Source organism: Mesorhizobium sp. RSR380A, from assembly GCF_054719385.1.
In genome coordinates, this window is sequence record NZ_JBTTIB010000001.1 from 4,145,068 (window position 1) to 4,165,252 (window position 20,185).

Annotated in this window: 20 protein-coding genes; 11 read left to right on the top strand and 9 right to left on the bottom strand. The window is 64.0% G+C overall.

What is annotated here, in order from left to right; all coding sequences use genetic code 11:
- Position 1 precedes the first annotated feature (1 nt).
- The 4 genes from ACYG9Z_RS19950 to ACYG9Z_RS19965 are packed head-to-tail and all read right to left on the bottom strand — an operon-like array spanning position 2 to position 3,003.
- The gene (locus ACYG9Z_RS19950) at positions 2 to 922 is read right to left on the bottom strand and encodes an isoaspartyl peptidase/L-asparaginase (RefSeq protein ID WP_031244064.1); all 921 of its coding nucleotides are present in this window, start codon (positions 920 to 922) and stop codon (positions 2 to 4) included.
- A gap of 2 nt (positions 923 to 924) precedes the next feature.
- Positions 925 to 1,659, bottom strand: a complete 735-nt coding sequence (locus tag ACYG9Z_RS19955) for an amino acid ABC transporter ATP-binding protein (RefSeq protein ID WP_023699816.1) — start codon at positions 1,657 to 1,659, stop codon at positions 925 to 927.
- A 1-nt stretch (position 1,660) separates the two neighbouring features.
- A complete protein-coding gene (locus ACYG9Z_RS19960) occupies positions 1,661 to 2,332 on the bottom strand; it encodes an amino acid ABC transporter permease (protein WP_023667866.1) in 672 nt (223 codons plus the stop codon).
- Complete coding sequence (locus ACYG9Z_RS19965; RefSeq protein WP_023751818.1) at positions 2,332 to 3,003, bottom strand: amino acid ABC transporter permease; 672 nt, start codon at positions 3,001 to 3,003, stop codon at positions 2,332 to 2,334. Before ACYG9Z_RS19965 ends, ACYG9Z_RS19960 begins: the two co-directional genes overlap by 1 nt.
- Positions 3,004 to 3,181: 178 nt before the next feature.
- Between ACYG9Z_RS19965 and ACYG9Z_RS19970 the strand changes: the two genes are divergently transcribed.
- Positions 3,182 to 3,358 carry a hypothetical protein gene (locus ACYG9Z_RS19970; protein WP_023692240.1) on the top strand — a complete coding sequence of 59 codons (177 nt, stop codon included), beginning with the start codon at positions 3,182 to 3,184 and terminating at the stop codon, positions 3,356 to 3,358.
- 12 nt (positions 3,359 to 3,370) lie between these two features.
- Here ACYG9Z_RS19970 and ACYG9Z_RS19975 read toward each other — a convergent pair whose 3' ends face one another.
- The 4 genes from ACYG9Z_RS19975 to ACYG9Z_RS19990 all read right to left on the bottom strand — a co-directional run bounded on the left by ACYG9Z_RS19975 (position 3,371) and on the right by ACYG9Z_RS19990 (position 8,006).
- Positions 3,371 to 4,474, bottom strand: a complete 1,104-nt coding sequence (locus ACYG9Z_RS19975) for an alcohol dehydrogenase family protein (RefSeq protein ID WP_023695232.1) — start codon at positions 4,472 to 4,474, stop codon at positions 3,371 to 3,373.
- Between the two features lie 8 nt (positions 4,475 to 4,482).
- Positions 4,483 to 5,862: an aspartate aminotransferase family protein gene (locus ACYG9Z_RS19980; protein ID WP_023695233.1), complete on the bottom strand. Its 1,380-nt coding sequence runs from the start codon at positions 5,860 to 5,862 to the stop codon at positions 4,483 to 4,485.
- Positions 5,863 to 5,893: 31 nt separating this feature from the next.
- Positions 5,894 to 7,387 (bottom strand): NAD-dependent succinate-semialdehyde dehydrogenase, encoded by a 1,494-nt coding sequence (locus ACYG9Z_RS19985; protein WP_023751819.1) that lies wholly within the window; start codon positions 7,385 to 7,387, stop codon positions 5,894 to 5,896.
- 130 nt (positions 7,388 to 7,517) lie between these two features.
- Positions 7,518 to 8,006, bottom strand: coding sequence for an Lrp/AsnC family transcriptional regulator (locus ACYG9Z_RS19990; RefSeq protein ID WP_023686966.1), 489 nt, complete (start codon positions 8,004 to 8,006; stop codon positions 7,518 to 7,520).
- Between the two features lie 82 nt (positions 8,007 to 8,088).
- On the opposite strand from ACYG9Z_RS19990, the gene ehuR reads away from it, so the two are divergent.
- The 10 genes from ehuR to doeB all read left to right on the top strand — a co-directional run bounded on the left by ehuR (position 8,089) and on the right by doeB (position 18,162).
- A complete protein-coding gene (gene ehuR / locus ACYG9Z_RS19995) occupies positions 8,089 to 9,474 on the top strand; it encodes a MocR-like ectoine utilization transcription factor EhuR (RefSeq protein ID WP_023751820.1) in 1,386 nt (461 codons plus the stop codon).
- 122 nt (positions 9,475 to 9,596) lie between these two features.
- Positions 9,597 to 10,382 carry an ectoine/hydroxyectoine ABC transporter ATP-binding protein EhuA gene (ehuA, locus tag ACYG9Z_RS20000; RefSeq protein ID WP_023682675.1) on the top strand — a complete coding sequence of 262 codons (786 nt, stop codon included), beginning with the start codon at positions 9,597 to 9,599 and terminating at the stop codon, positions 10,380 to 10,382.
- A 64-nt stretch (positions 10,383 to 10,446) separates the two neighbouring features.
- The gene (gene ehuB, locus ACYG9Z_RS20005; RefSeq protein WP_023682674.1) at positions 10,447 to 11,298 is read left to right on the top strand and encodes an ectoine/hydroxyectoine ABC transporter substrate-binding protein EhuB; all 852 of its coding nucleotides are present in this window, start codon (positions 10,447 to 10,449) and stop codon (positions 11,296 to 11,298) included.
- A gap of 205 nt (positions 11,299 to 11,503) precedes the next feature.
- Complete coding sequence (ehuC, locus tag ACYG9Z_RS20010) at positions 11,504 to 12,163, top strand: ectoine/hydroxyectoine ABC transporter permease subunit EhuC (RefSeq protein WP_023667875.1); 660 nt, start codon at positions 11,504 to 11,506, stop codon at positions 12,161 to 12,163.
- Between the two features lie 16 nt (positions 12,164 to 12,179).
- Complete coding sequence (gene ehuD, locus ACYG9Z_RS20015; protein WP_023732234.1) at positions 12,180 to 12,839, top strand: ectoine/hydroxyectoine ABC transporter permease subunit EhuD; 660 nt, start codon at positions 12,180 to 12,182, stop codon at positions 12,837 to 12,839.
- 8 nt (positions 12,840 to 12,847) lie between these two features.
- Positions 12,848 to 13,627, top strand: a complete 780-nt coding sequence (eutA, locus tag ACYG9Z_RS20020; protein ID WP_023751821.1) for an ectoine utilization protein EutA — start codon at positions 12,848 to 12,850, stop codon at positions 13,625 to 13,627.
- Positions 13,628 to 13,632: 5 nt separating this feature from the next.
- Entirely contained in the window at positions 13,633 to 14,619 is a 987-nt protein-coding gene (gene eutB / locus ACYG9Z_RS20025; RefSeq protein ID WP_023710007.1) for a hydroxyectoine utilization dehydratase EutB, read from the top strand.
- 232 nt (positions 14,620 to 14,851) lie between these two features.
- Positions 14,852 to 15,844, top strand: a complete 993-nt coding sequence (locus ACYG9Z_RS20030) for a cyclodeaminase (protein ID WP_023749144.1) — start codon at positions 14,852 to 14,854, stop codon at positions 15,842 to 15,844.
- A gap of 129 nt (positions 15,845 to 15,973) precedes the next feature.
- The gene (doeA, locus tag ACYG9Z_RS20035) at positions 15,974 to 17,152 is read left to right on the top strand and encodes an ectoine hydrolase DoeA (RefSeq protein WP_023667880.1); all 1,179 of its coding nucleotides are present in this window, start codon (positions 15,974 to 15,976) and stop codon (positions 17,150 to 17,152) included.
- Between the two features lie 5 nt (positions 17,153 to 17,157).
- A complete protein-coding gene (gene doeB, locus ACYG9Z_RS20040; protein ID WP_023738381.1) occupies positions 17,158 to 18,162 on the top strand; it encodes a N(2)-acetyl-L-2,4-diaminobutanoate deacetylase DoeB in 1,005 nt (334 codons plus the stop codon).
- Positions 18,163 to 18,187: 25 nt separating this feature from the next.
- Here doeB and ACYG9Z_RS20045 read toward each other — a convergent pair whose 3' ends face one another.
- Positions 18,188 to 19,684: an aldehyde dehydrogenase family protein gene (locus tag ACYG9Z_RS20045; protein ID WP_023738382.1), complete on the bottom strand. Its 1,497-nt coding sequence runs from the start codon at positions 19,682 to 19,684 to the stop codon at positions 18,188 to 18,190.
- Positions 19,685 to 20,185 lie beyond the last annotated feature (501 nt).

A 20,185-nucleotide genomic window follows, 5' to 3' on the forward strand; every position in this document is an offset into this window, starting at 1 on the left:
TTCAAGTGACACGCTTTGCTGCCCGCAATTCGGGTGCGGACATGCAATCCTTCCAGAGCCAGTAGCGGACCTCGCCCTCGCATCTGAAATTCACCACCTCGTGGTTCTGCTCGGCGTCGACGGCGTGGATGACCACTCCGGCCAGGAAGCCGGTGTCGAGTTCAGCCAGTTCCTCGACCGCCAGCGCGACCGCATCCGACAGGGATCGGCCAAGCTTCATGGCCAGCACGACGGTCCGTGCGGTGGCGCAGCGCATCGTCATCTCGCCGGTATGGGTGCACGCCGCCGCACCATAGCGGCTGTCGGCGTAAAAGCCTGCGCCGGGAATGGGAGAATCGCCGAGCCGGCCCGGATATTTCCAGGCCCAGCCCGAGGTCGAAGTCGCGGCATGGATGCCGCGCCGCGCATCCGCCGACAGGAAGACGGTGGTGTCGCGGACCCGCTCGGGATCGGTGATAGTACGGCTGAGCGGCGCCAGATCGATATCGGGGAATTTCGCCAGCTGTTGCGGTGTGAGTTCCTGTTGCAGCCGCTCCCACCAGACGCGCTTGCTGTCCTCGAACAAGACTTCGTCTTCGGCAAAACCGATTTCGCTGGCAAAGCGCCGCGCCCCTTCGCCGGTCAGCATCACATGCGGCAGGCGCTTCATTACCTGCTGCGCCAGGGCAGCGACCGCCAAGGTCCTTGGCACGGCGCCGACTGAACCGACCTCTCTTGTATTGCCGTCCATGACCCCGGCGTCGAACTCCATCTCGCCCAGCATGTTCGGCCAGCCGCCATAACCGACGCTGCGAACCTTGACCTCTTTCTCCACCATGCCGATGCCGGCAACCATCGCGTCCAGGCTGACGGCGCCATCGCGCAGCATTTGCACCGAGGTTTCGAATCCCGGCCATGCTTCGTTGTTGGCTAACAGCAGCATTCCTAGTCCTTGCGCATCTTGGAGAGAAACTGCGCAACCCGCGGCTGCGCCCGGCCGCCGTCCGCGGCGAAGAAACGATCCGTTGGCAGATCGACCACCAGCCTGCCCTTGTCGAGGAAGACGATGCGGTTGGAAATCTCGCGCGCGAATTCGATCTCGTGGGTGACGAACAGCATCGTCGTGCCTTGCGCGGCGAGCTTTGCCAGGATGGCCAGCACCTCGGAAGTCATTTCCGGGTCGAGCGCGCTGGTCACTTCATCGAGCAGCAGATAGCGCGGCTGCATGGCGAGCGCCCGGCAGATGCCGACACGCTGGCGCTGCCCGCCCGACAACTGCGCCGGGTAGGCGTTGGCCCGATCGGCGAGGCCGACGGACTCGAGCAGCTTGCGCGCCAGCGCCTCGGCCTCAGGGCGCGGCATCTTCAGCACCTCGATCGGGGCGAGCGTAATGTTCTGAAGCGCGCTCATATGCGGATAGAGGTTGAACAGCTGGAAGACGGTGCCTGAGCGCTTGCGCGCCTCGGCCAGCTCCTTCGGCTTGCTGACATCGAAATCGTCGACCGTGATGCGGCCCGACTTCAGCTTTTCGAGGCCGTTGATGCAACGGATCAGTGTCGACTTGCCGGACCCCGACGACCCGAGGATCGAGACCACTTCGCCGGGCGCGATCGTCAGGTCGACGCCGTCCAGCACAGTGACCTCGCCGAACGCTTTGTGCACGTTTTCGATCTTGAGCATGTTAAAGCCCCCGCCAGGCGCTGTGCGCCCGCAGGCGGTTTTCAAGACGCTCGCCAAGCAGGGCGACCAGCTTTGCCGCGCCATAGTAGAGCAGCCCGACGACGGTCCAGACCACGAACGGCTTCAAGGTTCGCATGTTGAGGATGTGGCCAATCTTGGTCAGGTCGACGACGCCGATGACAGAAATCAGCGACGTCACCTGAAGCTGGTTGACCAGCAGCGCGACGAGCGGGCCGACCGCGAAGGCGGCAGCCTGGGGCGAAACGATATGGCGCAGGACCTGCCACCGGGTCAGGCCGAAGACACGCGCGGCCTCGACCTGCTCGCGTTCGATCGACTCGATCGCCGAGACCGCGATGACATAGACGAATGCCGCGGTGTTCGCCGACAGAGTGATGGTCGCTGCGGTGACCGGCGTCACCCTTATATGCAACAGCGCCGGCAGGCCGAAGAACACCAGGAACAGCTGCACCAACACCGGCGAGTTCTTCAACAGCTCCGACAGGAAGGTGACGACCTGGGCCAGAACCGGCACACGGTAGAACCGCACCAGTGCCCAGCTCAGGCCAATCAGCAGTCCGATCAGAGAGGTGACGAGAAACAGCGCGATGTTGGTGCCGAGACCTTGCGCCAGCAGGATCAGGTCGTAGGAGGTGAAGTCGCTGAACCGCATCAGTCGACCGCCTCCATCATGTCCCGATTGAGATGGCGGTGGAGCAGGGTGACGCCCAGCGAGACCAGATAGGTCAGGGCCGCATAGGCACAGAGCAGCACCATATAGACCTCGAAGGGCCGATAGGTCTGCGAGACCACGATCTGGGCTGAGCCGGTGAGCTCGTTGAGCGTGATTGTCGAGAGGATCGAGGACGTAAGGATCATGTTGATGAGCACGGATCCGAGCGGTCGCACGGAGGTGCGCAGCGCAATCGGCAGCACGATGCGGGTGAAGATCTTGCGCCTGGACAGGCCGCTCACTTCAGCGGCGTCGATGATGCCCTGGTCGATGGCGAGGATGCCGGCGCGAATGATGTCGGAGGCATAGGCGCCGCCGGCAATCGAAAGCGCCACGACGCCGGTGGTGAAGGCATCGATGTAAATGCCGAGCTCGGGCAGGCCGTAATAGAAGAAGAACAGCTGGACGATGAACGGCACATTGCGGAAGAGATCGACATAGACGAAGGCGATCCGTCGAAGCAGTGCCGAGGCGGAGGTGCGTGCGATCGCCACCAACGCGCCCATGAAGACGCTTCCTACCAGCGACAGCGCGCAAGCCGCGGCCGTGAGTTCGGCGCCGCGCGCCAGAAAACCCAGATGCGGGAGCAGAATGGACAGATCGAAATGCACCGGCGGTCCCCAGTGAAACCGGTTTCACTCTTTTGGCTTTCGCCTCGTCTGTCAAGATGCAGGGTCTGGTTGCTGGCCTGTGGCTTGCATTCGTTGCGATGATTCCGGTTCGCCTCATGCGCGCTATGTCTCAAGCGCCGGCAATTCGCCGCCGGCTTTCAGCTCGAGGACGCCGCCTATGCCAGCCGCGCGTCGCCGCAATCCCTCGGCCATGGCGGCTGGGGGCGGCGCCCTCGATTTTGCCGATCCCGGCGCCGGTGTCGGATTCGGCTACGTCACCAACCGCATGCTGGGTTTCGACGACGTCGATCCACGCCGCAAGGTGTTGATTGATGCCGTTTACGACGCGCTCTGACGTTGGGAGCCGTTATGCGCGGATGTTCCACATGGCGTCCGGCACAACCACCAGCTTGCCGACGAAATCCTTGGCGATGAAGTCGGCCTGCGCCTTGTGGAAATCGGACAGTTTGTAGACACCGCCGACCAGCGGCCGGATTTTCTTCGCTTCGATGTATCCAACGATGCGGCGGAAGTCGGCGCGCGTCCCCTGGCTCGATCCGTGCAGTTGCAGCTGCTTGAGATACATGGTCCTGAGATCGAGCTGCACGACCGGACCGGCAATCGCGCCGGCGGTGGTGTAGCGGCCTTCGGGCCTCAGGATGCGCAAGAGGTCGTTGAAGATCGCGCCGCCGACGAGATCGGCGACCACATCGATCGGCTGGCCGCCAGTGGCTTCATTCACGGCGGCGGGAAGATCGGCAACCCCACGGGTAATAACCGCTTCGGCGCCGATGTCGCGCACCGCCTGCTCCTTGCCCTTGCCGACGACGGCGTAGGGAATGGCGCCGCGCGCCCGCGCCAGCTGCACGATGCCGGAACCGACGCCGCCCGAGGCGCCGGTGACCAGCACGCGTTCGCCGGCTTTCAGCCCGGCGCGCTCCAGCATCTGTTCGCCGGTGAGGTAGGCGCAGCAGAAGGTGGCGAGTTCGACGTCGCTCATGTCAGTATCGACGAAATGCGCATTCTCGCCCGGCACCGTCTGGTACTCGGCGTACCCGCCGTCGCGACCGTGGCCCATATAGTCAATGTCGGCGAGGGAATCGTCGTCGCGGTTGTAGATCGAAAAATCGACCATTACCCGTTCGCCGACACGGCCCGGGGAAACGCCTTCGCCGACGGCAGCGATGGTGCCGACCGTGTCGGTGCCCTGGATGCGCGGGAAGGTAAGCGTGTTGCCTTGCCGCCGCCACGTCGACACGGCGGCAGCGTCCTCCTCCGTGCCATAGGCGCCCTGGCGTACCCAGACATCGGTGTTGTTCATACCGCAAGCGCTGACCCTGACCAGCACCTCGCCGGCGGCAGGCACAGGCACTTTCACATCGGTGCGATAGACGAGCTTTTCCGGTCCGCCATGCCCGGTGAGCAGCACGGCGGCCATGGTGGCGGGGAGGGTCTTGGTCATGGCATTCATCGTCGATCTCAGAGGTTGGCAAACACGCTGTTGACGGCATCGGCGGTTTTCGAAACGACGATGTCGGCTTCCTCACGCGTCAGGCAGAGCGGCGGCGCGAAGCCAAGGATGTCGCCCTGCGGCATGGCGCGGCCGATGACACCGCTGGCGGCAAGTGCTGTCGCCACCTGCGGCCCGATCTTGAGCGAAGCATCGAAGAACACCCGGTCGTCCTTGTCGGCGACGAACTCGACCGCCGCCAGCATGCCGTCGCCGCGCACGTCGCCGACGTGTCTGTGGCCGCCAACAGCCTTGGTCAGTTCGGCGCGGAAATAAGCGCCGGTCTCACCGGCGTTTGTCACCAGGTCCATCTCGTCGACCAGTTCGAGATTGGCGACGCCGGCGGCGACGCAGATCGGATGCGCCGCATAGGTCCAGCCATGGCCGAGCGAACCGAGCTTGTCGGAGCCCTGCACCAGCACCTGCCACATCTTGTCGGCGACGATAACGCCCGACAGCGGCGCATAGGCCGAGGTCAAACCTTTGGCGATGGTGATCAGGTCCGGCTTGATGCCATAGTGGTCGGAGCCGAACATGGTGCCAAGACGGCCAAAGCCCGTCACCACCTCGTCGGCGACCAGCAGCACGTCATACTTCTTCAGCACCGCCTGGATCTTCTCCCAGTAGCCGGCCGGCGGCGGCACGATGCCGCCAGTACCGAGGATCGGCTCGCCGATGAAGGCGGCGACGGTTTCGGGACCTTCGGCCAGGATCATCTCTTCAAGCTTGTCGGCGCAATGCTGCGAGAACTGCTCCTCGCTCATCGAGCGGTCGGCGCGGCGGAAATAGTAGGGCGCTTCGGTGTGCAGGACCGGCGCGCGCGGCAGGTCGAAGGCGTTGTGGAACAGGTCGAGCCCGGTCAGTGATCCCGTCATCACGCCCGAGCCGTGATAGCCGCGCCAGCGCGAGATGATCTTCTTCTTCTCCGGCCGTCCCAGCACATTGTTGTAGTACCAGATCAGCTTGATGTTGGTCTCGTTGGCATCCGAACCCGAGAGGCCGAAATAGACCCTCGACATGCCCTTCGGCGCGCGGTCGATGATCATCTTGGCCAGTGTGATCGAAGCCTCGGTGCCGTGGCCGACATAGGCGTGGTAATAGGCGAGGTTTTTCGCCTGGGTGGCGATCGCGTCCGCGATCTTCTGGCGGCCATAGCCGACATTGACGCAATAGAGGCCGGCAAAGGCATCGATGCTCTTCCTGCCATTGTTGTCCCATACCGTGACGCCCTCGCCGCCGGCCATGATGCGGGTCGGCGATTCACCCCGCGCATGAGTGCCCATATGGGTCGAGGGATGGAAGAAGTGGTCGCGATCCCAGGCATTGAGTTCGTTGGATTGGTCGAGCATTTTTTGACTCCTTGAGAGATGGCCGGACGGACTATGTGACGTCCAGACAGAGGTACTTCAGATCGGTGAAAGCTTCGAGCCCGTGGCGCGAGCCTTCGCGGCCGATGCCGGATTGCTTGACGCCGCCGAAGGGGATCGGCGCGCCGGTGATCTTGACGCGGTTGATAGCGACCATGCCGTAGTCGAGCGCGCGGCCCAGGCGCTGCTGGCGGGCGCCGTTCTCGGTAACGACATAGGCGACCAGGCCATATTCTGTGGCGTTGGCACGGGCGATCACCTCGTCCTCACTGTCGAACGGCGTGACGGCGGCGACCGGCCCAAAGGTCTCCTCGCGCATGATCAGAGCTTCGTCGCTGACATCGGCCAGCAGCGTCGGCTGGTAGAACAGCGGCCCGGCCTGATGCCGCTTGCCGCCGGTGAGACAGCGCGCGCCACGAGCGATGGCATCGGCGACCTGCTCTTCGACCTTTGCGACGGCACGCTCATGCATCAGCGGCCCGATGTCGATCTTGTCGGTAAGGCCGTTGCCGGTGCGCAGCGCCTCGATACGCCTGGCAAAAGCGGCGCAGAAGCGATCGTAGATCGGGCGCTGGACATAGATGCGGTTGGCGGCGAGGCAGTCCTGGCCGGAGGTGGCGAATTTGGCATCGATGGCGATGCTCACCGCCTTGTCCAGATCGGTATCGGCAAAGACGATCAGCGGCGCGTGGCCCCCAAGCTCCATCACCAGCCGCTTCATCGTCGGCGCGCTTTGCGCCGCGATCAGCCGGCCGATCTCGGTCGAGCCGGTGAAGCTTATGGCGCGAACGCGCGGGTCCTCGCACATGCGACCGACAATGGTAGCAGCCTTGCCGGTGATGACATTGAAGACGCCGGCGGGCAGGCCGGCGCGCTCGCCGAGTTCAGCCAGCGCCAGCGCCGACAGCGGCGTCTCCGAGGATGGGTGTGCGACGGTGGTGCAGCCGGCGGCGAGTGCGGCGGCCGCCTTGCGGGTCAGCATCGCCGCCGGAAAATTCCAGGGCGTGACGACGCCGACAACGCCGAGCGGCTCGCGCCGCACCATCATTTCGGCATTCGGCAGATGGCTGGTGACGCTCTCGGCGTTGAGGCGCTTTGCCTCTTCGGCATACCATTCGACGAAAGAGGCGGCATAGTCGATTTCGCCGAGCGATTCCTGCAGCGGCTTGCCTTGTTCCAAAGTCATCAGCAGGGCAAGGTCGTCTTTCGCCGCGATGATCAGCTCGAACCATTTTCGCAGAATTCTCGACCGCTCCTGCGGCAGCAGTGACCGCCAAGCCGGGAAGGCACGCGCGGCGGCACCGATTGCCCTTGTCGTTTGCTGCGCATCGAGCGCGGCGACAAACGCGACCGTCGCGCCTGTGGCCGGATCGGTGACTTCAAAGCTTTCGGCCGCTTCGCTCGCGGTCCAATGCCCATCGACATAGGCAAGCTCGCGCAGCAGCCGGCGGTCGGAGAGGCGGTCGAGCGCCTCATGGCGATGCGAGCGGGCAAAATGCGCGGACATGGTCGAGGCCTCCCGGTTCGGACGATGCGGGAAGACTATCCGTCACATGCAGACAGAGAGACTGTTTCGACGCCCCTGAAGGAGAGAGACTCTCTCTATTGTGCCGTCCCGACAGACATTCTCTCCGGGCTTATGCCGACGCCGGCAGCAGGTCGGCTATCGGCAGCACGATTTCGTCCTTCACCGTCTTGGTGACGATGTAGGTGAAGTAGCGGTCGATGCCGATCTCGCGCTCCAGCAGGTCGTCGACCAGCCGCTGATAGGCGTCGATGTCGCGCGTCATCACCTTGACCACATAGTCGACGCCGCCGCCCACCGACCAGCAGGCGACGATTTCGGGGATGTCGCGGATGACGCGTTCGAAGCGGTCGAAATCGGCCTGGCGATGGCTGGCCAGCGTCACCTCCATCAACACGGTGGCGACCGGCGCCACGACGCGCATGGCGATCCTGGCGTGGTAGCCCGAGACGATGCCTGCCTTCTCCAGCTTGCGCAGCCGCATCCAGCACGGCGTCGGCGACAGCCCGACCTGTTCGGCCAGCGCCAGCTTGGTGATGCGCCCGTCGCGCTGGATGGCGTCGAGTATCCTGAGGTCGACCGCGTCGAGTTTCGATGTCATCGGCGTCCGCTTTTTGTCGGCATCACCATGACGGCGCATTATTTCGATTGTCAATTGCACTGATTTCGATCTCTATTAAGTCATGACATCATGGCAACCCGACCCTGCGCTCATCCGCCGGCCAGCCTATCAAACGCTAGCCGACCAGTTCGCCCGCGCCATTCATGACGGGCGGCTGGCCAACGGCGCGCGGCTTCCAACGCATCGAAGGCTGGCAGACGATTTAAAACTGTCGGTGCAGACGGTCAGCCGCGCCTACGAAGAACTGATCCGGCGCGGCCTGATTTCGGGCGAGATCGGCCGTGGCAGCTTTGTCCAGACGCAGCGCCGCGACCCGGAGCCGCCCTATCTGCCGGAGCGCCTCGGCGAGGTCATCGATCTGTCAATCCTGAAGCCGGTCTGCGAGCCGATGCATTTGGAGCGGCTGAAGCAGGTGCTGGGCTGGCTGGCCGAAAACCTGCCATCCAGTTCGGCGTTGTCGTTCCGGCCCAACATGGTGTTCCCGCGTCACCGCGCGGTGGCTGTCGAATGGCTGAAACTGTGTGGGCTCGACACCTCCGCACAGAATATCAGCCTGACCAATGGCGCGACCGCCGGGATGACCGTGGCGCTGATGAGCGTTGCGCCGCCGGGATCGACTGTCGCCACCGAGGCTATCGGCCACCACACGCTGGTGCCGCTGGCGCGCTATCTCGGCTTCAACCTGGAAGGCCTGCCGATCGACGGCAATGGCCTGATCCCGGAGGCGTTGGACGAGGTCTGCCGGCTCACCGACATTCGCGCGGTATTCGTGCAACCGTCGGTGATCAACCCGACGGCGACGCTGATGGACGCCAGACGGCGCGAAGAGATCGCCGCGGTCGCGCGCAAGCACGACATCGCCATCATCGAGAACGATGTGCTGGGTCCGCTGGTCGAGGACCGGCCGCCGCCGGTCGCCGCCTTTGCGCCGGAGCGCACGCTCTATGTCACGTCCTTCACCAAGATCACGGTACCTGGCCTGCGCATCGGCTACCTCGCTGCCCCCGACCGTTATGTCGCGGCGGTGGCCAACCGGCATCTGGTGTCGAACTGGATGGCGACGCCGCTGGTGGCCGAGATCGCCACCAAATGGGTGACCGACGGCACGGCGATGGAACTCGTTCGCTGGCAGCGCGCGGCATTGCGCCGCCGCCAGGACATCGCAGCCGAGGTGCTGGGCGGGGTTGGTTATCGCGCCAGGCGCGACGGGCTGCATGTCTGGTTGCAACTGCCCGCGGACCGTGCCGAGGAAAGCTTCGTCGCCCAGGCCCGCCTGCAAGGCGTGGCGATCGCGCCCGGCACCTCCTTCCGCATCTCGGATGCGCCCTGGCATCCGGCGGTGCGCATCTCGCTAGGCTCGACCACCGAGGGGGAACTGCGCGCCGGCTTAGGCGTTGTCACCAAGCTGCTGCTTGGCGATCCGGAGCATCTGCTGCTCGCTATCTGAGCGGAAATTGCCCTGGAATCATGCACGCGGAAATATTGTCATGATTTTATTTTCCCAATTGACATGATTTGGCGCGTTCCGCATCGTTAAGGGCACAGGCTTCTCCAGCAGGGGAAATTCATTTGTCCTCACCCATCATCAAGGTCGACGCCATTTCGAAGAGCTTCGGCTCGTTCAAGGTGCTGGACGGCCTGTCGATGCAGGTCATGCCCGGCGAGAAGCTGGCGCTGATCGGCCCGTCCGGCTCGGGCAAGACGACGATCCTGCGCATCCTGATGACGCTGGAGAAGATCGACGGCGGCCATATCCAGATCGATGGCGAGCAGCTCTACCACATGGAGCGCAACGGCCAGCTGCTGCCCGCCGACGAGCGGCACCTGACCAAGATGCGGCAGAAGATCGGCATGGTCTTCCAGCTGTTCAATCTGTTTCCGCACAAATGCGTCATGGATAACGTCACGCTGGCGCCGATGCTGACCAAGGGCACGCCTCGCGCCGCCGCTGAAAAGCGGGCCATGGAACTGCTCGACATGGTCGGCATGGCTGACAAGGCGAAGTCGATGCCGGCGCAATTGTCCGGCGGCCAGAAGCAGCGCGTGGCGATTGCCCGTGCGCTGGCATTGTCGCCGAAGATCATGCTGTTCGACGAGGTGACGTCGGCCCTCGATCCGGAGCTGGTCGAGGAGGTGATGAATGTCATGCGCAAGCTCGCCGCAGAGACCGACATGACCATGCTGCTGGTCACCCACGAGATGGGCTTTGCCCACGACTTCGCCGACCGCGTGCTGTTCTTCGACCGCGGCAAGATCGTCGAAGAGGGCAAACCAGACGAGATTTTCCGCCATCCAAAGCAGGAGCGCACGCAAGGCTTCCTGAAGAAGATCATCGCGGCCGGACATCGTGTCTGACCGCTTTGCGGGGCGGAAGACCGCCCCAGACAAAACCAAGAAGACAACAAAGGAGTTGGGAACAATGAAGAAACTTGGCATTCTGGCCGGCGTCGCCGGTCTCGCACTGACGGCGGTGCTCGCCGCGTCGAGCACCGGTTCGGCCGATGACAGCAAGCTCGAGCAATTGAAGGCGCAGGGCTTTGCCCGCGTCGCGATCGCCAACGAGCCGCCCTATACGGCGGTCGCCGCCGACGGCAAAGTTTCGGGTGCGGCGCCCGACGTGGCGCGCGAGGTCTTCAAGCGTCTCGGTGTTGCCGACATCGTCGCTTCGATCTCCGAATATGGCGCGATGATCCCTGGCCTGCAGGCCGGCCGCTTCGACGTCGTCACCGCCGGCCTGTTCATGAAGCCGGAGCGTTGCGCGGCGGTCGTCTATTCCGAGCCGGTGCTGTGCGACGCCGAGGCGATGCTGGTGAAGAAGGGCAATCCGAAGGGCTTCAAGAGCTACGAGGACGTCGCCAAGGACACGTCAGCCACCATTGGCGCGCCCGGTGGCGGCACCGAGGAGAAGCTGGCGCTCAACGCCGGCGTGCCGCGCGAGCGCGTCATCGTCGTGCCGGACGGCCAGAGCGGCCTGAAGATGCTGCAGGACGGTCGCATCGATGCCTATTCGCTTCCCGTCCTGTCGATCAACGACCTGGTCAAGAAAGCCAACGATCCGAACCTCGAAGTCATCGCCCCGGTGGTCGGCGCGCCGGTCTATTGCGACGGCGCCGCCTTCAAGAAAGGCGATGAGGCCCTGCGCGATGCCTTCGATGTCGAGCTCGCCAAGCTGAAGAAATCCGGCGAGTTCGCCAAGATCATCGAGCCCTACGGCTTCTCGGCCGCAGCCGCGATGTCGACCACGCGGGACAAGCTCTGCGCGGCGAAATAGCGCCGTTTTGCCTTCTCCCTGTTCACCGGGAGAAGGTGGCCCGAAGGGCCGGATGATGGGCGGCGCCAGGTTCTGAGAATTTAGCGCTGCCCCTCATCTGCCTGCCCGTCCTCCGCAGCAGCTGCGCTGCAGCTTCGGAGGGTGGACTGGCATCTTCTCTCCGTGAACGGGGAGAAGGAAGCTAACCGCCAACGTTGGAACCCGAATGACCCAGTGGTCCGGCTACCTCGGCCTGATATTGCAGGGAGCGCTTGTCACCATCGAGCTGACGCTGATGGGGTCGGTGCTCGCCCTGATCATGGCCTTCCTCGCCGGCATGGGCCGCGTGTCGCGCTTCTTTGCGCTGCGCTGGCTGGCCACCGCCTATATAGAATTCTTCCGCGGCACCTCGATCTTCGTGCAGCTGTTTTTTGCCTATTTCGTGTTGCCGTTGATCGGCCTCGAACTGACCCCGCTGCAGGCGGGTGTGCTGGCGCTGGGCCTCAATGTCGGCGCCTATGCGGCCGAGGTGGTACGCGGCGCCATCCAGTCGGTCGGCCGCGAACAATATGAAGCCTGCATCGCGCTCAACCTCGGCCGCTGGCAAGGCATGCGCCACGTCATCCTGCCGCAGGCGCTGCTGGTCATGCTGCCGACCTTCGGCAACAATGCCATCGAACTGCTCAAGGCGACCTCCGTGGTGTCGCTGATCTCGCTCGCCGATCTCACCTTTCAGGCGCAGGTCGTGCGCTCGCAGACCGGCAACACGCTGGCGCCGTTCACCACCATCCTGATCATCTATTTCGCCCTGGCGCTGATCATCTCCTGGGGCGTGCGTTCTCTGGAACGCCGCATGGCGCGCGGCCTCGACGGGGTGCGCGTCTGATGGCCGGAGCTTCCTGATGGATTGGGATTGGAACTTCGTTTGGGAAATCCTGCCAACGCTGATCCAGGGCGTGAAGATCACCATCCTGGCGACGCTGCTCGGCTCGGTGCTGGCCGCGATTGTGGGTCTGGGCATCGCGCTGGCGCGACGCTCGCTCAACAAGGTCCTGTCACGCAGCATCGGCTGGGCGGCCGAATTCATCCGCGGCACGCCACTTCTGGTGCAACTTTATTTCATCTTCTATGTCCTGCCGGATTTCGGCATCCTTTTGCCGCCCTTGGTCGCCGGCGTCATCGGGCTCGGCCTGCACTACGGCACCTACACGGCGGAAGTTTATCGCGCCGGCATCGACAACGTGCCGCGCGGCCAGTGGGAGGCGGCCAAGGCCTGCAATCTGAGCGCCACGCAGACCTGGACCAACATCATCATTCCGCAAGCGATCCCACCGATGATCCCGGCTTTGGCCAACTATTTCATCGCCATGTTCAAGGAGACGCCGCTCCTATCGGCGATCACCGTGCTGGAGCTGATGAACCAGGCCAAGAGCGTCGCCAACACCTACTACCGCTACATTGAGCCGATCACGCTGGTCGGCGCTTTCTTCCTCGTCATCAGCCTCTTCTCGGTCGTGCTGCTGCGCTGGCTGGAACATCGCTACGGCAAGATCGAAAGGTAATTCTCAAGATGAAACCGCTGCCCGAAATCAGGCTGATGCCGACAAGGCCGGCGCTCGATGCGCGCCCGCTGGAAAAGCGCGTCGGCCTGATCATCCTTGCCACCGACCACACCAGCGAACCGGATTTCCGCCGCATGGTGGCGAGCGAGCGGGTCGGCGTCTATGTCGCGCGCATTCCCTACAAGAATCCGACGACGCCGGAAAACCTTCGCAAGATGCAGCCCGAGCTGGCGGCGGGTGCGGCGTTGATCCTGCCCGACGAAAACCTCGACGCGATCTGCTACTCCTGCACCTCGGCCTCGGTAGTGATTGGCGACGCTGAAATCGAGGCCGCGATCCAGTCTGCCAAGCCGGGTGTTCCCGTGGTCACGCCGCCGATGGCCGGCGTGCGCGGGCTGCAGGCGCTGGGCGCGAAAAAGATCAGCATCCTCACCCCTTACACCGTAGAAACCTCCAGGCCGATGGCGACGTATTTCGGCGAGCGCGACTTTGAGATCGTCAGCTTCACCTGCCTCGGCTTCGAGGACGATCGCGAGATGGCGCGCATTGCGCCGGCAGCGATCGTCGACCTGGCTCGTGAGGCGACGCATGCGCCGGCCGATGCACTGTTCGTGTCCTGCACCGCATTGCGCGGAGCGCTCGCGGTTCCCGGCATTGAACAGGCGATCGACCGCCCGGTCGTCACCAGCAATCAGGCCAGCGCCTGGAATTGTTTGCGGTTGTGTGGCGACGGGACGTCGCATCCCGAATTTGGCCGTCTGATGACGCTGCCTTTGCCGCGCGATTGACGATCATGACGACAGTCACCCTTAACGATATTCGTGCCGCCCGGGAGCGAATTGCCGGCAAAATCGAACGCACGCCGACAGGGTTATCTCACAGCCTTTCCGAACGACTGGGCATCCCCGTCCACCTCAAGCTTGAACACCGCCAGACCACCGGCAGCTTCAAGCTGCGCGGCGCCTCGAATGCCGTTGCTTCGCTGAGCGCCGAGGAGAAGGCGCGCGGCGTGGTCGCGGCGTCGACCGGCAATCATGGCCGTGCGCTGGCCCATGCTGCGAAGCTCGAAGGCATGCGTGCGGTGATCTGCATGTCGCGACTGGTGCCGGGCAACAAGCTCGACGAAATCCGTCGGCTTGGCGCGGATGTCCGCATCATCGGCAACAGTCAGGACGAGGCGCAGCAGGAGGTCGAACGGCTGGTGGCGCAGGAGGGACTGGTGATGCTGCCGCCCTTCGACCACCCGGCCATCATCGCCGGGCAAGGCACGCTCGGACTGGAGATGATCGAGCAGGTCCCGGATGCCGCTCTCGTCCTGGTGCAACTCTCCGGTGGTGGACTCGCCTCGGGCATCGCCGCCGCCGTCAAGGGCGTCAGCCCCGGGACAAAAATCATCGGCGTTTCGATGGCGCGTGGTGCTGCGATGAAGGCGAGCCTGGATGCCGGTCGCCCGGTCGAGGTGGAAGAACTGCCGACGCTGGCGGATTCGCTCGGCGGCGGCATCGGTCTCGGCAACCGGCTGACCTTCGCCATGTGCCGCGATCTGCTCGACGACGTCATCCTGCTCAGCGAGGACGAGATCGCCGCCGGCATCCGCCATGCCTATGAACAGGAGCGCGAGATCGTCGAAGGCGCCGGAGCGGTCGGCATCGCTGCGCTACTCGCCGGCAAGGTCAGGGCGACCGGGCCGGTGGTCGTTCTTCTCTCGGGCCGCAATATCGACATGAACACGCATCGCAAGATCGTCTGCGGTGACGCAATCGCGGAGCGCGCGGCATGAAAACTCTCCCACGCCGAATTCCCGCCCACCCCCCTCTGTCCTGCCGGACATCTCCCCCGCAAGGGGGGAGATCGGCAGCTTCGATGCGGTCGCTATTCTTGCTGCGCTGGAGATTGGAGAAGGCAGGAGTGCAGTCCAATCTCCCCCCTTGCGGGGGAGATGGCCGGCAGGCCAGAGGGGGGTGTGACGGAACACTATCCTTCGTGGTGCGCGCTAGTACGGAGCGCGACACATGAGTCCGATGACCATCCTCACCGAGAAGGAACTGCGCACAATCGTGCCGCTCGATCTCGACGCGGTCGCCTGCGTCGAAAACGCTTTCCGCGCGCTCGCCACATTGCCGGTGGCGATGCCGCCGATTCTGCGGTTGGACATTCACGAGCAGCGCGGCGAGGTGGATGTGAAGTCCGCCTATGTGCCAGGAATAGACGGTTTCGCCGTTAAGATAAGCTCCGGCTTCTTCGACAATCCGAAGCTCGGTCTGCCCAGCGGGGGCGGCATGATGGTGTTGCTCTCGGCAAGAACCGGTGTGGTCGAGGCGCTGCTGCTCGACAATGGCTATCTCACAGATGTCCGCACCGCTGCTGCCGGCGCCGTCGCGGCGAAGCATCTGTCGCGGCCGGATTCGTCCGTCGCCGCAATCTTCGGCGCCGGCGTGCAAGCCGGGCTGCAACTCGAAGCACTCATGTTGGTGCGGCCGATCGCCGAGGCACGTATCTGGGCGCGCGATGCGGTCAAGGCGGAGACGGCCGCAGGCGCGCTGCGCGAAAAGCTCGGCATTCTCGTGCGCGCCGAGCCGGATGCAGCCAAAGCAACCATCGGCGCCGACATCATCGTCACCACCACGCCGTCGACCGAGCCGCTGATCAAGGCCGGCTTTGTCGTTGCCGGGCAGCACATCACCGCCATGGGCTCGGATGCCGAACACAAGAACGAGATCGCGCCGGCGATCCTGCGCATGGCCGATCTCTATGTCGCCGACAGCGCCAAGCAGACACGGCGTCTGGGAGAACTGCATCACGCCATCGCATCGGGCGTGATGGGAGCCGATGCCGCGGTCACCGAACTCGGCCAGATCATCGCCGGCGAACGGCACGGAAGGCGCTCACCCAGCGACATCACCATCGCCGACCTCACCGGCACCGGCGTGCAGGATACGGCGATCGCCACGCTCGCTCGCAACCGGGCGCGGGCGGCCAATGCCGGAACCATTTTTGAAAGCTGATGCTGGCCAAAGCGTGATCCGGAAGTGGAACCCGGTTTTTCCCAGAGATCACGTTCAAACAAGAACGACGAGCCTGTTTCCAACAAAGTTGAAACAGGCTCCAGGCCCAACAAACGAGGACCAAGAACAATGCAGCCGAACCTAAAATTCTCGCGTGGCGAATTTGCGGATCGCCTCGCCAAGACGCGAAAAGCCATGGAGGGGAAAGGCGTCGATCTGCTTGTTATCAGCGACCCATCCAACATGGCCTGGCTGACCGGCTATGATGGCTGGTCGTTCTATGTGCATCAGGCGGTGATCGTGCCACCATCGGGCGAGCCGGTCTGGTACGGTCGCGGCCAGGATGCCAATGGCGCCAAGCGCACCGCCTATCTCGCGCATGACAACATCGTCGGCTATGCCGACCACTACGTGCAGTCGACCGAGCGCCACCCGATGGATTTTTTGGCCAGAGTGCTCAGTGATCGCGGCTGGGGCAAGCTGACCATCGGCGTCGAGATGGACAATTACTGGTTCTCGGCTGCCGCCTTCGCCGCGTTGCAGAAGCACCTGCCCAACGCCCGCTTCGTCGACGCGACAGCGCTGGTCAATTGGCAGCGCGCGGTGAAGAGCCCGACTGAAATCGACTATATGCGCAAGGCGGCCCGCATCGTCGAAGCCATGCACCAGCGCATCGTCGACAAGATCCAGGTCGGCATGCGCAAATGCGATCTGGTCGCCGAGATCTACGATGCCGGCACGCGCGGCGTCGATGGCGTCGGCGGCGACTATCCGGCGATCGTGCCGCTGCTGCCGTCGGGCGCCGACGCCTCGGCGCCGCATCTCACCTGGGACGACCAGCCGATGAAGTCGGGCGAGGGCACCTTCTTCGAGATCGCCGGCTGCTACAACCGCTACCATTGCCCGCTGTCGCGCACCGTCTTTCTCGGCAAGCCGACACAGGAATTCCTCGATGCCGAGAAGGCGACACTGGAAGGCATGGAGGCGGGGCTGGCGGCGGCAAAGCCCGGCAATGCCTGTGAGGACATCGCCAACGCCTTTTTCGCCGTGTTGAAGAAATATGGCATCGTCAAGGACAACCGCACCGGCTATTCCATCGGTCTCTCGTATCCGCCGGATTGGGGCGAACGCACCATGAGCCTGCGCCCCGGCGACCGCACCGAACTCAAGCCTGGCATGACCTTCCATTTCATGACCGGTCTCTGGCTGGAGACCATGGGACTGGAAATCACCGAATCCATCCTGATCACCGAAACCGGTGTAGAGTGCCTCGCCAATGTACCGCGCAAACTGGTGGTGAAGAATTGAGCCCGATGCCTAGCCTCCGCCCTTCCCCGATCGCCCCGACCGTCGATTTCGACAAGGACGGCGTGCAACATGGTTTCCTGCGCCTGCCCTACAGCCGCGACGACTCGGCCTGGGGTTCGGTGATGATCCCGATCTGCGTCATCCGCAACGGCAAGGGGCCGGCCGCGCTGCTCACCGGCGGCAACCATGGCGACGAGTATGAGGGGCCGCTGGCGCTCTACGATCTCGCCCGCACGCTCGATCCCAAACAGGTCAGCGGCACGGTGATCATCGTGCCGGCGATGAACTATCCGGCCTTTCGCGCCGGCACCCGGACGTCGCCGATCGACAAGGGCAACATGAACCGCTGCTTTCCCGGCCGTCCCGACGGCACGGTGACCGAGAAGATCGCCGACTACTTTCAACGCGAACTGCTGCCGCGCGCCGACCTCGTCTTCGATTTCCACTCCGGCGGCAGGACGCTGGATTTCGTGCCCTTCTGTGCCGCCCACACGGTGCCCGACAAGGCGCTGGAGCAGAAAGCCTTCGACGCGGTCGCCGCGTTCTCGGCCCCGTTCTCGATGCGCATGATCGAGATTGACTCCGTCGGCATGTATGACACGGCGGCCGAGGAATTGGGCAAGGTCTTCGTCAGCACCGAGCTTGGCGGCGGCGGCACCTCGCGTGCCCAGACCGTGCGGATCGCGCGGCGCGGCATCAACAATGTGCTGCGCCATGCCGGTATCCTTGATGGTGCGGTCGAGAAGGGCAGAACTCAGTGGCTCGACATGCCGTCAGGCGATTGTTTCTCCTTCGCCGAGGACGACGGCATGATCGAGACCATGGTCGATCTCGGCGAGCCTGTGAAAGAAGGCGCGGTGCTGGCGCGCATCCATTCCACCGGCCGCACTGGCATCGCCCCGCAGGAGATCAAGGCAAAAATGTCCGGCATGCTGGCTGCGCGGCATTTCCCCGGCCTGGTCAAAGCCGGTGACTGCGCGGCCGTCCTGGCCGTTTTGGTTTCATCGTGATTTCGCATAGAACGCCGCGCGAATATCAGTCGGTCTGGATCCAGACCGACTTGGTCTCCAGATACTCGTGCAGATGCTCGATGCCGCCCTCGCGGCCATAACCCGACATCTTCATGCCGCCGAACGGCACCGCCGGGTCGATGGCATGGTACATGTTGACCCAGACCGAGCCGGCCTTGACCCGGCGCGCAAGCTTGTGGGCGGTGCCCAGATGCGTGGTGAAGATGCCGGCGGCCAGGCCATAGGGCGTCGCATTGGCGCGCGCCACCGCTTCGTCGAGCGTGTCGAAGGGCATCGCCGAAATCACCGGGCCGAAAATCTCCTCGCGCGCGATGGTCATCTGGTCCGACACGGCGCCGAAGACCGTCGGCGCAATGAAGTTGCCGCCATCGTAGAGCTCGCCGGTCAGCCGCGAGCCACCGGCGACCAGTTCGGCGCCTTCGTCGCTGCCGGCCCTGATATAGCCCTCCACCTTGCCTGCCTGCCTGGCATTGATGAGCGGTCCGATTTCCGTCTCTGCCTCGATGCCATGGCCGATCCGCAGTCTGCCGGCGAAATCGGCGAGCCGGCGGACGAACTCGTCATGGATTTCGCGCGCCACGAACAGCCGCGAGCCGGCAATGCAGATCTGGCCCGAATGCACGAACACCGCCATCGCCGCGATCGGAACAGCCTTGTCGATGTCGGCGTCGCGGCAGACGATGATCGGCGACTTGCCGCCGAGCTCCAGCGAAACGCGCTTGAGGTTAGCCACGGCTGCCCGCGCGATGGCCTGGCCGGTCAGCGTCGATCCGGTGAAAACGATCTTGTTGACGTCTGGATGTTCGGCGAGCCGCGCACCGGCTTCGGCCCCGGTGCCGGTGACGACGTTGACGACGCCGTCGGGCACGCCGGCTTCCTGCATCAGTTGCGCGATCAGCAGCGGCGTCAGCGACGCATCCTCGGACGGTTTCAGCACGATGGTGCAGCCTGTCGCCAGCGCCGGCGCGATCTTCCAGATCGAGGCGGCGGTCGGCGCGTTCCAGGGAATGATCGCACCAACGACGCCCACCGGCTCGCGCCGGGTGAAGGTGACGATCTCGCCGGGAATCGAATTGTCGATAGCCTCGCCATGCAGCGCCGTCGCCATGCCGGCATAGAAGCGCAGCATGCCGATGACGCGGCGCCGGTTGGCGAGCGTGCGCGTGACCGGCAGCCCCATGTCCAGCGTGTCGGAAACGCTGAGCTCTTCCCAATGCGTCTCGAACAGATCGGCGATCCTGAGCAGCACGCACTGCCGCTCGTAGGGTGAGAATTTGGACCATGGGCCTTCGAAGGCCGCGCGCGCGGCGGCCACCGCCACGTCGATATCGGCAGCCCCGCCCCGCGGCACTGTCGCCAGCACCTCGCCTGTTGCCGGATTGAGTGCCTGCATGCCCTGGCCGGACTGCGCCGCGACCCACTTGCCGCCAATGAACATCGGTCGGAATTCGCCATGGTACAACGCCGTGGCCTTCGCCTTCGGGTCGAAGTTCAGCGTCATCTTTTCCTCCTCGCAATTCCGTGGCGACTATTACTCCCGCCGCCGGCCTCAAACAAGGAAAGCTAAAGGGCGCTCAGATAATCAGGTTGTGCGGACTTCCCGATCACGCCAGCCGCTAGAGCGTGATCCAGAAAAGTGGGAAACGGTTTTCGGAAAAGATCATGCTTCGACAAACGGCATCTAGAAAATCATCCGGCATCTAGAAAAATCGCGAGTTGTCGGAGCGCGTCGCTGAAAGCTCAACGAGGCAAGCCGATCATTGCCCACGGCGACCGCGATGCCGGCATTGCAGACGAGAGCGCAATCAGGCAGTCGCCAGCCGCCACCCAGCGCTCACCCGTGGCCGGATCGATCGTGGCCGTTCCAGCCGGCTTCACCGTGACAGAGGTTTCGCGCGCCGCTTCGCTGCAATCGCTGTTGGATGACTGCACGCGGAAGCAAGATCGGTCGAGCGGCCTCGCGACTTGCAAACATTGACAGATTGAGCCGCAACCGACGGTG

Bases quoted from the DNA above. Each gene is read 5' to 3' on its own strand.
- ACYG9Z_RS19950 (WP_031244064.1), bottom strand. From the start codon at position 922: ATGCTGCTGTTAGCCAACAACGAAGCATGGCCGGGATTCGAAACCTCG.
- ACYG9Z_RS19955 (WP_023699816.1), bottom strand. From the start codon at position 1,659: ATGCTCAAGATCGAAAACGTGCACAAAGCGTTCGGCGAGGTCACTGTG.
- ACYG9Z_RS19960 (WP_023667866.1), bottom strand. From the start codon at position 2,332: ATGCGGTTCAGCGACTTCACCTCCTACGACCTGATCCTGCTGGCGCAA.
- ACYG9Z_RS19970 (WP_023692240.1), top strand. From the start codon at position 3,182: ATGCCAGCCGCGCGTCGCCGCAATCCCTCGGCCATGGCGGCTGGGGGC.
- ACYG9Z_RS19975 (WP_023695232.1), bottom strand. From the start codon at position 4,474: ATGAATGCCATGACCAAGACCCTCCCCGCCACCATGGCCGCCGTGCTG.
- ACYG9Z_RS19980 (WP_023695233.1), bottom strand. From the start codon at position 5,862: ATGCTCGACCAATCCAACGAACTCAATGCCTGGGATCGCGACCACTTC.
- ACYG9Z_RS19985 (WP_023751819.1), bottom strand. From the start codon at position 7,387: ATGTCCGCGCATTTTGCCCGCTCGCATCGCCATGAGGCGCTCGACCGC.
- ACYG9Z_RS19990 (WP_023686966.1), bottom strand. From the start codon at position 8,006: ATGACATCGAAACTCGACGCGGTCGACCTCAGGATACTCGACGCCATC.
- ehuR (WP_023751820.1), top strand. From the start codon at position 8,089: ATGACATCATGGCAACCCGACCCTGCGCTCATCCGCCGGCCAGCCTAT.
- ehuB (WP_023682674.1), top strand. From the start codon at position 10,447: ATGAAGAAACTTGGCATTCTGGCCGGCGTCGCCGGTCTCGCACTGACG.
- ehuC (WP_023667875.1), top strand. From the start codon at position 11,504: ATGACCCAGTGGTCCGGCTACCTCGGCCTGATATTGCAGGGAGCGCTT.
- ehuD (WP_023732234.1), top strand. From the start codon at position 12,180: ATGGATTGGGATTGGAACTTCGTTTGGGAAATCCTGCCAACGCTGATC.
- eutA (WP_023751821.1), top strand. From the start codon at position 12,848: ATGAAACCGCTGCCCGAAATCAGGCTGATGCCGACAAGGCCGGCGCTC.
- eutB (WP_023710007.1), top strand. From the start codon at position 13,633: ATGACGACAGTCACCCTTAACGATATTCGTGCCGCCCGGGAGCGAATT.
- ACYG9Z_RS20030 (WP_023749144.1), top strand. From the start codon at position 14,852: ATGAGTCCGATGACCATCCTCACCGAGAAGGAACTGCGCACAATCGTG.
- doeA (WP_023667880.1), top strand. From the start codon at position 15,974: ATGCAGCCGAACCTAAAATTCTCGCGTGGCGAATTTGCGGATCGCCTC.
- doeB (WP_023738381.1), top strand. From the start codon at position 17,158: ATGCCTAGCCTCCGCCCTTCCCCGATCGCCCCGACCGTCGATTTCGAC.
- ACYG9Z_RS20045 (WP_023738382.1), bottom strand. From the start codon at position 19,684: ATGACGCTGAACTTCGACCCGAAGGCGAAGGCCACGGCGTTGTACCAT.